The sequence below is a fragment of the Rhodococcus sp. NPDC003383 genome, from assembly GCF_053589115.1.
In genome coordinates, this window is sequence record NZ_JBSFRG010000043.1 from 1 (window position 1) to 15,072 (window position 15,072).

Below are 15,072 nucleotides of genomic sequence, written 5' to 3' on the forward strand. Positions count from 1 at the left end.
TATACCTAACACAACCCCCACGCGCCCCAAACGCGCGGGGCCGCCGGGGTGGGGGGCGGCCGCGGGTTGTGGGTTTGGGGGGCACCCCACCGCCACAACGGCACACCGGGCGCGTAGCGCCGCGCAAGCCGACGGCGGTGCTCGGTGGGCGATCCGAACAGCGACCGGTTCAGCGTCGCGCGTTTGAGGTACACGTGGATGCCGCTCTCCCACGTGTAGCCCATGCCGCCGTGCAGTTGCATGGCCTTGCCCGCGATGTCGACGGCCGCGGCGCACACGTGCGATTTCGCCATGGAAACCGCTACCCCTGCGTCCGGTGCGTCCTGCGCGACGTTCCGCACCGCGGCGTCGACGAGGCGCCGGGACACGCTGATCGAGACGAGCATGTCGGCACACGCGTGCTTGACGGCCTGGAACGAGCCGATCTTTCGTCCGAACTGCTCGCGTACCCCGACATACGCGACGGTGGTGTCGAGCATGGCTTCGGCGAGGCCGAGGCTGTCGCACGCGACCGCGACGCCAGCCCGGTCGGCCAAATGACGCAGGGCCGACGCACCGTCACGGAATGCGTGAACGGCGTCGGCGGCGACCACGGCCCCGTCCGCGACCACCCGGCCGAAGGAACGGGTGGCATCGAGCACCGGTTGGTCCGTGACCGCGACACCACCGGCGCCGGGATCCACGTCGACGAGGACGACGGTGCCGTCGGGTCTCGTCGCCGGCACGAGCAGCCGGTCGGCGCCGGGCGCGTCGAGCACGAACGAGGCCTCCCCGCGCAGCACCGGCCCCTCCACGCCGGAGTCGAGGCGGAACGGAGTCACCCCGAGAGTCCCGCCGCGGAGCACGACGACCGGGACGGTCGCACCTGCAACGGCCTCGCGCAGCAGCCGGTCCCGCGCCGGACCGGGGGCGACGAGTCCGAGGGCCGGCACCGCGAGGGCAGTGACGGCGGGAAGCGGTCCCCGGGCTGCGGCCCGTCCGTATTCGTGGAGGACGACGGCCGTCTCGGCGAATCCTGCTCCGGCACCGCCGAATTCCTCGCCTGCCTCGAGTCCGAGCCATCCCGAGTCGGCGACGCGACTCCAGGACGGCGCACTGTCCGGGTCCGCTGCGGCGAGCACGCTTCGTGCGACGGCTCCGAGTTCGTCGTGGAACTCGGTGAGATCGAGGGTGCCGGTCATGTCGCGCTCCTCGGTTCGTGCGGCAGGCCCAGTGCGCGTTCACCGATGATGGTGCGCTGGATCTCGCTGGTCCCGCCGGGGATCGTCCATTCCCACGAGCCGATGAAATCGAGAACCCACGGTCCCGATTCCCAACTGCTCGACAGCGGTTTGCGCAATTCGGTCTGGGCGGCGAGACCCGCGACCTCGGCACCGAAATCCGTTGTGCGCTGGAGCAGTTCGCTGTAGTACAGCTTGACGATGGACGCGTCCGCGGGACCGGGCCGATCGTCGGCGACGAAATCGGCGCACAGCGCGCGCAGTCCGGTGATCTCGGTTTCGAGTGCGGCCAGCCGGTCGGCGACGACCGGGTCGTCGAGCGGTACGGACCCGTCGGACCGGGGTCGTGCGCACAGTTCGACGAGCCGGCGGAATCCGCCGGTCCCGAGCCGTTCCGCGAGTTCGAGCATCGTCATGCCGCGCTCGGCACCGAGGGTTTCCTGCGCGACCTTCCATCCCTCGTTCTCCGGCCCGACGCGGTTGGCCTCGGGCACCACGACGCCGTCGAGGAAGATCTCGCAGAAGTGCGATTCGCCGGTGGCCTGCCGGATCGGCCGGACCTCGACCCCGGGGGTGCGCATGTCCATCAGGAAATAGGAGATGCCGCGGCGTTTCGGCGCGTCGGGGTCGGTGCGGGCCAGCAGCAGGCACCAGTCCGCGTGCAACGCGCCGCTGGCCCACAGTTTCTGCCCGTCGACGATGTAGGTGTCGCCGTCCCTACGGGCCGTCGTCGCGAGTGCTGCCATGTCGGATCCGGCACCGGGTTCGGAGAAGCCCTGGCACCAGATCTCGCCGTCGAGGATCGCGGGCAGGTGACGTCGGCGTTGTTCGTCGGTGCCGGCGGCGAGCAGCGTGGAGGCCGCGTGGTGGATGGAGACGAACGGCAGCACGAGCCGCGGAGCGTCGTGGGCGGCCAGTTCCTGGTAGAGGATCACCTGTTCGGCGACGGACATGCCGCCGCCCCATTCCTTCGGCCAGTGCGGCACGGCGTATCCGGCGTCGCGCAGTTCCCGGAACCATGTTTTCTGGAAGGCGACGAACTCGTCGTCGGAGGCACCGGTCTGCACCGCACGCCAATCGGCGGGGACGTGATCGCGGCACCACGCGCATACCTCGGTGCGGAACTCGTCGAGCGCGGGCGGTGCCGGGCTCATCTCGCGGGCTCCTTCCTCCTGCCGGTCTGCCGGTCGGTGTTCTCGCGCAACGCCAGGAGACGGTCCCGATGCTCCGGCGTCTGCATCGTGTGGACCTCGGCGGCGAAGCCGGCCTGCATCGGCCCCGCCAGCGCCTGGGACAGGTACATGTTGACGACCCGCTTGGTGCCCTGCAAGGCCTGCGACGGCTGCGCGGCGAGCCGGGCTGCGAGGCGCCGGGCCTCGGGAAGCAGGTCGTCGGGTGCGGTGACGCGGCTGGCGAGTCCGAGTTCGACGGCGGTGGCCGCGGGGATGCGGTCACCGGTGAACAGGTATTCGCGCGACCGCAGGATCGGGGTGAGCAGCGGCCAGAAGGCTGCGCCGCCGTCCCCGGCGACCAACCCGACCGCGACGTGCGGGTCGGCCAGGTATGCGCGCTCGGACATGAGCACGATGTCGCACAGCACGGCGATGCTGGCCCCGAGCCCGACCGCGGGACCGTTGACGGCGGCGATCACCGGCAGCGGGAATCGCAGCAGTTCCTCGATGATCTCGGCGCCCTCCCGGATGCTCTCGTCGCGCGCGACCGGGTCGTCGAGGAACGATGTGATCCAGTCGAGGTCGCCGCCGGCGCTGAACGCCCGGCCCGCACCGGTGAGCACGACGACGGCGGCGTCCCGGTCCGCCGCGAGCCGGCGCCACACGTTCGCCAGCGCCCAGTGCAGCTCCTTGTTCACGGCGTTGAGTTCGTCGGGGCGGTTGACGGTGACGATCCGGACGGGTCCGTCGGATTCGACGGTGAGCACGTCGGGGAGGTTGCCGTTCACAGTAGCGCCTCCTCGGCGGTCGGACTGAACAGGCCGGTCAGGCCGCGCCGGCCGACGGTGCGGGTCAGGGCGTCGAGTGTGCCGGACGGGCCCCACGGGATGCGCCGCAGGGGGATGCTGTAGCGGGAGATCCACGACACCGTCGTCTCGTCGCAGAAGCCACCGGCCCCGTGCAGTTGGTGGGCGATGCGGAACACGACCTGTGCTGCCTCGACGGCCGCGAGCCGCAACGCGAGCGCGTCGTCGAGTGCCTCGGCGTTGCCTGCCTGGACGCTCCACAGCGTGTACTTGGCGAGCACATCGAGCCCGCTGCGTTCGACCTCGGCCTCGGTGAGCTGGAACTGCACGCCCTGCAGACGTGCGAGCGGCGCACCGAACTGTTCCCGAAGCAGGACGTGGGACCGCGTGAGATCCATTGCCCGATCGAGCATTCCGAGCAGCGTCCAGCACGGCAGGGTCAGCGCGAGGGCGAGATCGCCGAGGCCGTCGTCGTCGATCGACTGCAGATCGAGTTGCGCCGCGAACGCGGACATGCGGGGCGGCGTGCTCGGCGGGCGCGCGATCGTACGGCTGCGCTGTCCGTCGAGTGCGACTGCGGCCCAACGCAGATCGAGGTTCGCGATGGGTGCCTTGGGATCGGAATCGGCGACGACGACGAGTCCGTCGACGTCGAGATCCGCCGGACGGGACAGGCGTTCGGCGACCGGATAGGGCACCGCCCAGTAGCCGACGCTGCGGCACAGCGCGGCGGCCGCCTCGAGTTCGTCGGCGTCGCCACGCGGATCGAGATCCCACGCGCCGAGCTCGGCGAGGACGGGCGCGACGATGTCCTGCCGGAGCGCCGGGTCGTCCTCGACTCGCCGGACGAGTTCGTCACCGCCGGCCGCTTCGAGTGCCCGCAGCGCCTCCTTCCCGTAGTCCGTTGCTTCCGGGCTCAATTCGATGTTCATGATGCCGCCAGGAGGGCTCGGGCGAGAAGAATGCGCTGCATCTCGATGCTGCCCGACGCGACGGTCGCCGCCTGGGAGTACCGCCAGTGGTCCTCCACCGCCCGGCGGAACCACAGGGCCGTCGCATTGTCGAATTCTTCCGCGCTGTCGTCGGGGGGTGTTGCGTACACGGCGATCTCGGTGAGCACCTCGGCGCTGCCCTGATCGAGGGTGGTGACCGCGATCCGGTAGGCCGCGGCGTCGCCGGGGTGGACGGTGCCGGTCTCCTGCAGTGACACCACGCGATACGCGAGCAGCCGCGCGCGCCGGCAGTGGGTGAGCATGCGCGCCCAGCGAGCCTTCAGTTCGGCGGGAACGTCGTCCCAGCGGTCGCCGAGCACCGAGGGCGCGGCCTGCAGCAGCCGCTCACAGCGCGCATACCGGGCGATTCCGACCCGCTCGTAGGACAGGACCTCCTGCACGACGGACCAGCCGTTGTCGACCTCGCCGAGCACGTCGGCCTCGGTGACGCGCACGTCGTCGAAGAAGACCTCGTTGAGGTGGTGCGGTCCGAGCATGGACCGGATGGGCCGCACCTCGATTCCCGGTGCGGACATGGGAACGAGAAAGACCGTGAGCCCCTGCTGTTTCCGCTCCCCGGTCGACGTTCGGGCCAGCAGGAAACACCATTGCGCCATGGTCGCGTAGGACGTCCAGATCTTCTGGCCCGAAATCAGCCAGCCGTCGCCGTCTCGGCGGGCCGCGGTGCGTAGCGACGCGAGATCGGAGCCGGCCTCGGGTTCACTGAAGCCCTGACACCAGATCACCTCGCCGCGCGCGATGGGCGGCAGGTGTCTTTCCTGCTGGTGGGGGGTTCCGTGCCGCATGATGGTGGGCCCGACCCAGTTCACGCCCATGTACTGCGCGCCTCGCGGTTCGTGATGTGCCCACATCTCCTCGCGGACGACGGTCTGTTCCCAGATCGTGGCTCCACGGCCGCCGAACTCCTCCGGCCAGGCCGCGCACAGCAGTCCGCGTTCGGCGAGGAGCCGGCAGAATGCTTGCGCCGCTTCGAGATCGGCGGGATCGTCGGTGAACGCTCCGAGGAAGTGCTCGGGGACGTGATCCTGCACCAGCCTGCGAAGTTCGAGCCGCAGCTCCGGAGCTTCTCCACCCATCGTGAAGTCCATGAGCGGACACTACGTCAATCCTAATAAGGATAGCAATGCTTGAGGTTATAAGACTGTCAATAATTGGAAGTATGACTCGACCTACGGATAGACTGACGCGCATGGATGAAAGGCGCACTTCGTGACGACCCCGCGGCGCGGCCGAGTTCCCCAGCGGCGCATCGCGGAAACGGTCGCAGCCGAGCTTCGCGACCACATCCTCTCGGACGACAACTATCGCCTCCCCACCCAGGACCAGCTGGTCAAGGACTTCGGCGTCAGCTACCCCTCGATCCGGGAGGCACTGCGCATCCTCGAGACCGAGGGCCTGGTCACGGTGCGTCGCGGCAACGTCGGCGGCGCCGAGGTGCACCGGCCGGACGAGTTCTCCGCCGCCTACCACCTGGGCCTGGCACTCCAGGGCGCTCGCGTCACCCTCGGCGATCTCGCCGCCGGCCTGCAGAAACTCGAACCGATGTGCGCGGCCGAACTGGCCCGCCGCCCCGACCGCGCCGAGGTGATCGTTCCCACCCTCGAAGCCAACGTGAACGCGTGCGCCGAGGTGGTCGACGACGGCGTCGCGTTCACCCGGATCGCACGCGAATTCCACGATCTGGTGGTCTCGTTCACGCCGAACGTCACCATGCGGTACGTCGTCAGCAGCCTGGTGGCGCTGTGGTCCGCGCAGGAGATGGCCTGGGCCGAGGTGCTCACCCGCCGCGGCGAGTACCCGTCCGAGGAGGACGCCCGCGAGGCGGTCCGGATCCATCGCCGGATCGTCGACGAGATCGCGGCCGGTCGCGACAGTGAGGCCGAACGCATCGCCCGCGCCCACCTGGCCGCGACCCAGGCAATTCTTCTCGATCGCTTCGACGACGGCGTCGTGAACGCGTCGTCCGCGATGGCCCGGCAGGCGGGTCAGCGCCCCCGGATCTAGGGCGATCACCCGGACGGTGCTCAGGGCACCGTCGCCGACCTTCTTCCGACCCCGACGGGGGCCGACGGCGACAACGCCGTCGACCCACGCGTCATCCCTGAGGCCACGACCTACGCGGATGCCGGAACTGTCGGCTCATCGCGCTGTTGTGGTCGCCGGATTCCGTCGCGTGCAGCGCGAATGATCGCCTGAAGACTCGAGGTGAGCACGGAGCGGTGTCGTCCAGCGGCCCAACCCATGCCCTCGCGGCTGCGGAATTCGACCAGAGTGAAGGCGTCGGTGCCGTTCCCGGTACCGATGCTGCTCTGATGGAGGCCGAGCACTTCGATATGGATGTCGTGCCGGGCCAGCGCGGCGGTCAATGCTTCGACAGGGCCCATACCCTCGTGCACGCTGCGGCTTTCGGTGTCGCCGATACCCAACGTGATCGTAGTGACGGTGTCGGTCGCGTCGAAGCCGAGCAGCGCCGGGGCGCCGGGTACGTCCGTCTGCGTGAGGTACGCGGCTTCGAAGATTCCCCACAGCTCGACCGGAGTAATTTCGCCGCCGGTGGCGTCGGTGTGTTGTTGCACGTGGCGAGCGAACTCGATCTGGAGCCGGCGCGGCAGTTCGATGCCGTACTCACTTTCGAGCAGGTAGGCGATCCCCCCTTTGCCGGACTGTGAGTTGACCCGGATCACGGCGTCGTAGCTACGGCCGATGTCGGCGGGGTCGATCGGCAGATACGGCACCCGCCACTCGATCTCGGACTCGCGCCGCCCCTCGGCGGCGGCGCGAGCCTGATGCTCCGCGAAACCCTTCTTGATCGCGTCTTGGTGGGTACCGCTGAAGGCGGTGTGCACTAGGTCTCCGACGTACGGATGCCGCGGGTGGATCTCGATGCGATTGCAGTACTCGACGGTGCGGCGGATCTCGTCGATGTCGGAGAAGTCGATCATCGGGTCGATGCCCTGCGCGTGCAGGTTCAGAGCGAGGGTCGCGATGTCGACATTGCCGGTGCGCTCCCCGTTCCCGAACACGCAACCCTCGACCCGCTGAGCGCCTGCGAGTATGGCGAGTTCAGCGCAGGCGATGCCGGTGCCTCGATCGTTGTGGGGATGCACGGACAGGATCACCGCTTCGCGACGGGCGAGGTTCTTGTGCATGTATTCGATCTGGTCGGCATACACATTCGGGGTTGCGATCTCCACCGTCGCCGGAAGATTCACGACCACCGGCCGCTCGGAGGTCGCGTCCCACAGCTCGGTCATCGCATCGCACACTTCGAGCGCATAGTCGGGTTCGGTGAGGTTGAAGACCTCGGGCGAGAACTCGAAGCGCACATGCGGCAGGTCACCGGCCAATTCCAGCACGTCTCGCCCGCCGGCCAGGATCAGTTCCTTCAGCGCTGTACGGTCGCGGTCGAGGACGACGTCACGCCAGACCGGGGCGGTGGCGGTGTACATGTGGATGACGACCTCGTTGCCGATGCCGCGGATCGATTCCACCGTCCGCTCGATCAGGTCACGACGGGCGGGTGTGAAGACCACGATGGTGACGTCGGACGGGGCGACGTCGGTCGTGGCGACCAGGCGTACGAAGTCGAAATCCGTTTGCGAGGCGGACGGATAGCCGACTTCGATCTCCTTGTAGCCCATCGCAACCATCAACTCGAAGAAGCGGCGCTTGCGCTCGGGGTCCATCGGCTCGGCCAGCGCCTGGTTGCCGTCACGCAGATCCACCGGCACCCACAACGGCGCCGCGGTCAGCCGATTCATCGGCCACTGCCGCTGTCGCTGTGTCAGGGGCACCGCGACACGGGAGTAGACGTCGCAGTATCGGTGCGAGGGCATGCGGGAGTGCCGTTGCCTGTTCCAGCCGGGGGCATCGGCGGGGATCGGGCCGGCAGGAGTGGAGATACGGGAGAACGTGCTGGTGCTCATCCGGAAGAGGTCCTTCGTCGATCGTCGTGGACAGGGACCGGCGCATGTTCGACTCCACGACGGGGAGCCGGTCCGGCTAAGCCCCGCCGTGGCAGCGAAGGAGAAGGAATGCGAAGGAACGCATGTCCGGAACACTAACACAACTCCTCAGACAAGTAGAGGAGCCAAGGGCTCTGCGATGATGGGAGCATGACCCTTGTCCGTCGCGAACCTCTCGCCGATCAGGCCGCCGATGTGCTGCTCGAACGCATCCGCTCCGGAGAATGGCCCCTCGGCGCGAAGTTGCCCGGCGAGACGACGCTGGCCCCGCAACTCGGTGTCGGCCGCTCCACCGTCCGCGAAGCGATTCGGCAACTCGCCGGCCGCGGCATCCTCGCCACCCGGCAAGGCGCCGGCGTGTTCGTCGTCGCCCTCGACGCCCCCGAGGACTGGACACGGACCGTTGCTCGAGCCGACATCCTCGCCGTCATCGAGGCCCGCGTCGCGATCGAGGTCGAAGCCGCAGCCCTGGCTGCCGAACGCCGCACCGCCGTCGAACTCCGCACACTGAAGAAGGCACTACAGAAGCGCGAAACCCACCGCACCACAATCGAAGAGCACGTCGACACGGACATCGTCTTCCACCGCGGCATCGTCATCGCTTCCCACAATCCGATCCTTCTCGACCTGTTCGACAGCTTCACCCCCCGCAACCGCCAGGCCATGATCGAGATGCTCCGCACCCGCGGCACATTCGGGGACGACGCCGACCACGCCACCCACGAACGCGTCTACGACGCCATCGCACGCCGAGACCGGGCGACCGCCGCCGCGATCACGCGCGACCACTTGACCTCACTCACAACGAAACTCGTTCGGTAGCAGAGCACCGAAACCCCGTCGGTTTCCGAGCGTGCCCGATCAACTCGAAGTCACCGCGGCACGTGGGACATTTCGAGCTCGCCCCTCCCCCGGCGCGACCGAATTCGGCGACCCGCGCACCGCGACACTCGCGCACAGGTCTTGAGCCATCCTTATAAGGATAGCAATACTTGTAAAGCTCACCGTTTCATGTCTACACTCGCCTCGATGAAAGTGGCCTGCGTCACTCGATCCGGGATACGCAGCGCACCGTCGCGACAACACTCACACGAAATGCACCACCGAGTTCGGCACTTCAGAGAATCAGATTCTCGTCACGGGAGGGGACCCGATCTTGACAGCAGGGGCGCGCTACACCGGAACATCGACAAGGCTCGTCGACGGATGGGCACTGGAACGACTCACGCCGCCGAGCCGACTGTTCGGCGCGAACGGTCTCCGTAGCGGCCCGGACGGCCGTATCTACGTCGCACAGGTCGCAGGCAGCCAGATCAGCGCATTCGACCCCGTTACCGGCGCGCTCGAGACGATCAGCCCCAAGGGCAGCGACATCGTCGCCCCCGACGACGTCGCGTTCGACAGCCACGGCGACATGTACATCACCGAGTACTACGACGGGCGCGTCAGCATCCGCGGCGCCGACGGCAGCACCCGTCTGCTGCGCGACGACCTGCCCGGCGCCAACGGCATCACGATCCACCAGGACCGGCTGTTCGTGAACGAGTGCCGGGTCGGTGGCCGCCTCATGGAACTGAACCCGGCCGGCGGCGCCCCCAAGGTTCTCCTCGACGAACTCCCGATGCCCAACGGCATGGAGGTCGGTCCGGACGGCAAGCTCTACTACCCGCTGCTCGGCACGAACGACATCTGGCGCATCGATCCCGACGGTGGCGAGCCCGAACGCGTCGCCGGCGACCTCGGCGTCCCGGACGCGGTCAAGTTCGACTCCGACGGTTTCATCGTCTCCACCCAGGTTGCCTCCGGCCAGGTGCTGCGGATCAACCCGCGCAACGGCGACCGCACGGTCCTGGCCCAGCTGAATCCCGGACTCGACAACCTCACCTTCCTCGGCGACCGGCTGTTCGTGTCGAGCTTCACCGGCAAGGTGACCGAGATCCTCGCCGGCGGCGAGACCCGCGAAGCCCTGTCGGACGGCTTGACCTGGCCACTGGACCTGACCGTCGGACCCGACGGCACCGTCTATATCGCCGACGGCACCTTCCTGCTCGCGCTCGAGCCGGGCGGCGGAACCCGCACTCTCGGAATGCTGTTCAGCCCCGGCTGGCCCGGCTACATCCGCGGCGTGACCGCCGTCGGCAACGGCGAATTCATCGTCACCGGCGACGGCATCGTCTCCCGATACAACCCGGCTGCCGCCGAGAGCGAGGTCCTCGCCGACGGACTCGAAGCGCTCTACGGAGTGGCGGTGTCCCACAGTGGAACCGTCGTCGCCGCCGACCTCGGCGCCGGCAAGGTCTACGCCGTCGCGTCCGGTGAAGCCCGGGTGGTCGCCGACGGGCTGGCCGAGCCGATCGGCGTCGCGTTCGCGTCGAACGGCACGGCCCTGGTCTCCGAAGCCGGGGCCGGACGGATCCTCTCGATCACCGCCTCCGGTGTCGACACCCTGATCGACGGCCTCGAACGACCGGAGGGCATCGTCGTACACGACGGCACGCTGTTCATCGTCGACGTCGACGCGAAAACCCTGATCGGCGTCGATCTCGAAACCAAGGCTCAGCAAGTCATCGCGCGAAACCTCCCGGTCGGCGCGCCCGAGGGTGTGACACCGAAGCCGCTGCTCGGCCTGCCCCCGTTCTCCGGGCCGCAAGGTCCGTTCGCGGGTATCGCCGCCGGACCGGACGGCACCCTCTACGTGTCGGCCGACGCCGAAGGCAGCGTCCTGGCGATCCGCAAGGTCCGGTGAGTGCCGTGAGCAACGAATTCGTCGGACTCGACGGGCGCATCGTCGTCGTCTCCGGTGCCGCCGGTGGCGGCATCGGGACCTCGGTCACCCGGATGGTCGCGCAGGCCGGCGCCACCGTGATCGCGGTGAGCCGGTCCGAGGACAATCTCAACAAGCACATCGAACCGCTTGTCGCCGAAGGGCTCCGAGTGGTTCCCCTCGCAGCGGACGCATCGACCGACGAGGGCATCGCCTCGGTGATCGAGACCGCACGCAGCACCGAGGGCGACCTGTACGGGCTCGTCAACGTCGCCGGGGGCGCGGCACCCGCCACGTGGATGCCGGCGACCCGCGTCACCCGCGAGGACTGGCGTGCGCTGTTCACCCAGAACCTCGAAACGATGTTCTTCATGAGCCAGGCCGTCGCCGCAGAGATCAAGTCTCACGGCAGCCCCGGTTCGATCGTCTCGATCTCGTCGATCAGCGGCATGAACACCGCACCGTTCCACATCGGATACGGCACCGCGAAGGCCGCCCTGGTGGCCGCGACTCGCACGATGGCCGTGGAACTGGCCGTCGACGGCATCCGCGTCAACGCCATCGCTCCCGGCGTGACCGCGACACCGGCGTCCGGCACCTACGTCGACGAGGACCCCGAACGCGACCGGCGCGCCATCGCGATGGGCCGCCGCGGCCGACCCGAGGAGCAGGCCGGGGCGATCCTGTTCCTGCTCTCGGATCTGTCGAGTTACATCACCGGGCAGACGCTCCTCGTCGACGGCGGCCTGAATCTCAAGTGGACGCACATGGGCGCCGACCACACGTCGCTCTTCCTCAAAGACGAAACGTTCCGCGCCGCCATCACCCGCTGACACGCACGTTGCACCAGGAGAAGGCTCACATGACCGACACAGTCGACAACATCCAGGAAACCTCCGAAGCAGCAGAACCACTCTCGACGCCCCTAACGATCGGTGTCGAGGCGTACCTGTCCGAGGACTACGCCCGCGCCGAAGGCGACCGGCTGTGGGCGAAGGTGTGGCAGCAGGTGGGCCGCGTCGAGGAACTCGCCAAGGTCGGTGATTTCCTCACCTACGACATCCTCGACGACTCGATCATCGTCGTGCGTACCGGCGCCGAGACCCTCCGCGCCTACCACAACGTGTGCTCGCACCGCGGACGCAAACTCGTCGACACCCCGGACGGTGCCCACGAGGCGCGCGGCTGCGCCAGGCAGTTCGTGTGCGGATTCCACGGATGGCGTTACGATCTGGACGGCAACAACACGTTCGCGGCCGAGCGCGACGACTGGAAGGGCACGCTCACCGACGAGCGGGCGCGACTGGTCGACGTCAAGGTCGACACGTGGGGCGGCTGGATCTGGATCAACATGGATCCCGACTGTGAACCACTGCGCGACTACCTGGAACCGGCGGCCTCGTTGCTCGAGCCGTTCGAGCTTCACAACATGCGTTACCGGTGGCGCAAATGGCTTGTATTCGACTGTAACTGGAAGGTCGCGCTCGAAGCCTTCATGGAGACCTACCATGTGCCGTACACCCACCCGGAGTTCATGAACTTCGGCAATTTCCTCGGGTGGTCGCGGGCGCAGGGCAAGCACAGCAACATCGGCTACGACGCCCCCAAGGGCATGGACGAGCAGCAGGCGAAGCTGCGCGTGGGCAACGGCCCCGACGCCCGGAAGGCCACGATCGAGCTCCAGAACTTCACGTGGGAGAACGCGAACACCAACACCACCCGCACCCTCGTCGACGCCGCACAGCGGCTGCTGGACGAACTACCCGAGGGCACTCCCCCGGACCAGGTGCTGCGGCACTGGCTCGATTCGGCGCGCCGTGACGACGCGGCGCGCGGGGTGATCTGGCCGACGATCGACCCCCAGATTGTCGCGAAGAGCGGAACCGCCTGGCAGATCTTCCCGAACTTCCAGATCGGTCACGCGGTCAACAACATGCTCTGCTACAGCGCACGCCCCTACGGCTACTACCCGAACAAGTGCATCTTCGAAGCCGCTGTGTACGAACTGTTTCCGACCGGCGAGGAACCGGAGACCGAGTGGGAGTACACCCCTGCCGACGATCCGGGGTGGCGCACGGTGCTGCCGCAGGACTTCTCCAACATGGCCGCCGTCCAGCAGGGTATGAAGACGCGCGGCTTCTCCGGCCCGAAACCCAACCCGTATCGCGAGCGCAGCGTCGTCAACCTGCACCACAATCTCGCCACCTACATGGGCACCGGCGCACCCCGCGACCTCGCCTGACCACCGATTTCCCACCAACCGAGGACATTCACATGGAACCCTGCGCCCCTTCGCAGACACCCGAGGTCGATCAGGAAGCACTGCACCGGAAGTATCTCCTCGAGCGCGACAAGCGCCTTCGCTCCGACGGCCAGCAGCAATATCTCGAGGCGGACGGCGAGTTCGAAGAGTTCTACACGGGAGACCCGCATCTCCCGGTCGAGCCCCGCGAGCCGATCGTCGGGGAGATCGAAGTGGTGATCCTCGGCGGCGGGTTCAGCGGCCTGATCGCCGCCCACCGACTGAAGGAAGCCGGCGTCGAGGACTTCAGGATCATCGAACTCGGTGGCGACTTCGGTGGCGTCTGGTACTGGAACCGCTATCCGGGCATCCAGATCGATTCGGACGCTTACTGTTATCTTCCTCTGCTCGAGGAAACCGGCTACATGCCGAAGGAGAAGTTCTCCAAGGGCGACGAGTGCTTCGAGCACGCTCAGCGCATCGGAAACCACTTCGGGTTCTACGAGCACGCGATCTTCCACACCCTGATCCGGTCGCTGGAATGGGACGAGGAGATCAGGCGATGGCGGATCGGCACCAATCGCGGCGACGAGATCGCCGCCCGATTCATCGTGATGTGCCAGGGCCCGTACAACCGCCCGAAACTCCCCGGGATCCCCGGCATCAAGGACTTCAAGGGGCACACCTTCCACACCGCCCGCTGGGACTACGAGTACACCGGCGGCGACCTGCACGGTGGACTCGACAGGATCGGCGACAAGCGGATAGCCGTCATCGGCACGGGTTCCAGTGCAGTCCAAGCAATTCCGCACCTGGCCCGCGGAGCCAAGCACCTCACGGTCTTCCAGCGGACTCCGTCGTACATCTTCGAACGTGCCAACTACCCGACCGATCCGGAATGGGTGAAGAGCCTGAAGCCGGGCTGGCGGGCGGAGCGGCAGCGCAACTTCCACAACGCCGCGTTCGCGTTCTACAACCCGGGCGAGCCCGACCTCATCTGCGACGGCTGGACCGAGGTCGCACGCAATCTGGCCGCGAAGCTCAACGAAACCAACGGATGGGCCGCCCTCGCCGACCCCGTCAAGTTTCTCGAACTCAAGGAGGTCGAGGACTACAAGGCGATGGAGCGGTTGCGTCAGCGAGTCGAATCGATCGTCGAGGACCCGGAAACGGCGGAGAAACTGAAGCCGTACTACCGCAACATGTGCAAACGGCCGGTCTTCAACGACGAATACCTGCCCACCTTCAACCGGCCGAACGTAACCCTGATCGACGTCTCCGAGACCAAGGGGGTCGAGCGGATCACCGAGAAGGGCATCATCGCGAACGGTGTCGAGCACGAATTCGACTGCATCGTCTTCGCCAGCGGATTCGAGATCACCACGGCCCTCGAGCGCCAGTTCGCCATCGCACCGTTCACCGGACGCCAGGGAACGTCGCTCTACGACCACTGGGGCAAGGGCTTCCGCACACTGCACGGGATCATGGCGCACGGCTTCCCGAACCACTTCGCAACCGGATTCGTCCAGGGCGGCGTCACCGCGGCCACGACGCTGATGTTCGAGCAGCAGGCCGACCACATCGCGTACATCATCAAACAGGCGCAGACCCGTGGTGTCACGCTCGTCGAGCCGACCGCGGAAGCCGAGGAGGGATGGGTCCAGACCATCCGTCAGTACTCGGTCGACAACAGCAAGTTCACGATGGAATGCACTCCCGGCTACTACAACAGCGAGGGCGAACCGAACGGACGGTCCTTCCTCGGCGATCCGTTCTGGGGCGGCTTCTACGAACTCACCGAACTGCTCGAGAACTGGCGTAGTACAGGTGAGCTGGAAGGCCTGGTGTTCGAGAAATGACCGGCCGACTCGGCAGACCCGCCGTGAGAGG

At 67.4% G+C, this 15,072-nt stretch carries 12 protein-coding genes; 6 read left to right on the plus strand and 6 right to left on the minus strand.

Features of this window, described 5'->3' with window-relative positions; all coding sequences use genetic code 11:
* Positions 1-5 precede the first annotated feature (5 nt).
* From ACWDTS_RS25875 to ACWDTS_RS25895, 5 genes are read right to left on the minus strand one after another with little or no spacing between them, the layout of a single operon-like run.
* The gene (locus tag ACWDTS_RS25875) at positions 6-1,181 is read right to left on the minus strand and encodes an acyl-CoA dehydrogenase family protein (RefSeq protein ID WP_450119299.1); all 1,176 of its coding nucleotides are present in this window, start codon (positions 1,179-1,181) and stop codon (positions 6-8) included.
* Positions 1,178-2,374 carry an acyl-CoA dehydrogenase family protein gene (locus tag ACWDTS_RS25880; RefSeq protein ID WP_450110854.1) on the minus strand — a complete coding sequence of 399 codons (1,197 nt, stop codon included), beginning with the start codon at positions 2,372-2,374 and terminating at the stop codon, positions 1,178-1,180. The genes ACWDTS_RS25875 and ACWDTS_RS25880 overlap by 4 nt, the downstream gene beginning before the upstream one ends.
* Positions 2,371-3,180 carry an enoyl-CoA hydratase/isomerase family protein gene (locus tag ACWDTS_RS25885; protein ID WP_450110853.1) on the minus strand — a complete coding sequence of 270 codons (810 nt, stop codon included), beginning with the start codon at positions 3,178-3,180 and terminating at the stop codon, positions 2,371-2,373. The genes ACWDTS_RS25880 and ACWDTS_RS25885 overlap by 4 nt, the downstream gene beginning before the upstream one ends.
* On the minus strand, positions 3,177-4,130 hold the full coding sequence (locus tag ACWDTS_RS25890) for an acyl-CoA dehydrogenase family protein (RefSeq protein ID WP_450110852.1): 954 nt from the start codon (positions 4,128-4,130) through the stop codon (positions 3,177-3,179). Before ACWDTS_RS25890 ends, ACWDTS_RS25885 begins: the two co-directional genes overlap by 4 nt.
* The gene (locus tag ACWDTS_RS25895) at positions 4,127-5,299 is read right to left on the minus strand and encodes an acyl-CoA dehydrogenase family protein (protein ID WP_450110851.1); all 1,173 of its coding nucleotides are present in this window, start codon (positions 5,297-5,299) and stop codon (positions 4,127-4,129) included. Before ACWDTS_RS25895 ends, ACWDTS_RS25890 begins: the two co-directional genes overlap by 4 nt.
* A gap of 121 nt (positions 5,300-5,420) precedes the next feature.
* On the opposite strand from ACWDTS_RS25895, the gene ACWDTS_RS25900 reads away from it, so the two are divergent.
* Positions 5,421-6,215: a FadR/GntR family transcriptional regulator gene (locus tag ACWDTS_RS25900; RefSeq protein ID WP_450110850.1), complete on the plus strand. Its 795-nt coding sequence runs from the start codon at positions 5,421-5,423 to the stop codon at positions 6,213-6,215.
* Between the two features lie 110 nt (positions 6,216-6,325).
* On the opposite strand, the gene ACWDTS_RS25905 is transcribed toward ACWDTS_RS25900, so the two are convergent.
* Positions 6,326-8,047, minus strand: a complete 1,722-nt coding sequence (locus ACWDTS_RS25905; protein WP_450110861.1) for a 2-isopropylmalate synthase — start codon at positions 8,045-8,047, stop codon at positions 6,326-6,328.
* A gap of 279 nt (positions 8,048-8,326) precedes the next feature.
* Here ACWDTS_RS25905 and ACWDTS_RS25910 point away from each other — a divergent pair, with 279 nt between their 5' ends.
* From ACWDTS_RS25910 to ACWDTS_RS25930, 5 genes are all read left to right on the plus strand, one after another.
* Complete coding sequence (locus tag ACWDTS_RS25910; protein WP_450110849.1) at positions 8,327-8,998, plus strand: FadR/GntR family transcriptional regulator; 672 nt, start codon at positions 8,327-8,329, stop codon at positions 8,996-8,998.
* A gap of 334 nt (positions 8,999-9,332) precedes the next feature.
* The gene (locus ACWDTS_RS25915) at positions 9,333-10,922 is read left to right on the plus strand and encodes an SMP-30/gluconolactonase/LRE family protein (protein ID WP_450110848.1); all 1,590 of its coding nucleotides are present in this window, start codon (positions 9,333-9,335) and stop codon (positions 10,920-10,922) included.
* Positions 10,923-10,927: 5 nt separating this feature from the next.
* Positions 10,928-11,773 (plus strand): SDR family NAD(P)-dependent oxidoreductase, encoded by an 846-nt coding sequence (locus tag ACWDTS_RS25920; RefSeq protein ID WP_450110847.1) that lies wholly within the window; start codon positions 10,928-10,930, stop codon positions 11,771-11,773.
* 29 nt (positions 11,774-11,802) lie between these two features.
* Positions 11,803-13,182, plus strand: coding sequence for an aromatic ring-hydroxylating oxygenase subunit alpha (locus tag ACWDTS_RS25925; RefSeq protein ID WP_450119300.1), 1,380 nt, complete (start codon positions 11,803-11,805; stop codon positions 13,180-13,182).
* Between the two features lie 32 nt (positions 13,183-13,214).
* A complete protein-coding gene (locus ACWDTS_RS25930; RefSeq protein WP_450119301.1) occupies positions 13,215-15,041 on the plus strand; it encodes a flavin-containing monooxygenase in 1,827 nt (608 codons plus the stop codon).
* The last annotated feature ends 31 nt before the right edge of the window (positions 15,042-15,072 follow it).

What these genes read in the sequence shown, in the direction of transcription:
- ACWDTS_RS25875 (WP_450119299.1), bottom strand. Translation starts at nt 1,181, where the DNA reads ATGACCGGCACCCTCGATCTCACCGAGTTCCACGACGAACTCGGAGCC.
- ACWDTS_RS25880 (WP_450110854.1), bottom strand. Translation starts at nt 2,374, where the DNA reads ATGAGCCCGGCACCGCCCGCGCTCGACGAGTTCCGCACCGAGGTATGC.
- ACWDTS_RS25890 (WP_450110852.1), bottom strand. Translation starts at nt 4,130, where the DNA reads ATGAACATCGAATTGAGCCCGGAAGCAACGGACTACGGGAAGGAGGCG.
- ACWDTS_RS25895 (WP_450110851.1), bottom strand. Translation starts at nt 5,299, where the DNA reads ATGGACTTCACGATGGGTGGAGAAGCTCCGGAGCTGCGGCTCGAACTT.
- ACWDTS_RS25905 (WP_450110861.1), bottom strand. Translation starts at nt 8,047, where the DNA reads ATGCCCTCGCACCGATACTGCGACGTCTACTCCCGTGTCGCGGTGCCC.
- ACWDTS_RS25910 (WP_450110849.1), top strand. Translation starts at nt 8,327, where the DNA reads ATGACCCTTGTCCGTCGCGAACCTCTCGCCGATCAGGCCGCCGATGTG.
- ACWDTS_RS25925 (WP_450119300.1), top strand. Translation starts at nt 11,803, where the DNA reads ATGACCGACACAGTCGACAACATCCAGGAAACCTCCGAAGCAGCAGAA.
- ACWDTS_RS25930 (WP_450119301.1), top strand. Translation starts at nt 13,215, where the DNA reads ATGGAACCCTGCGCCCCTTCGCAGACACCCGAGGTCGATCAGGAAGCA.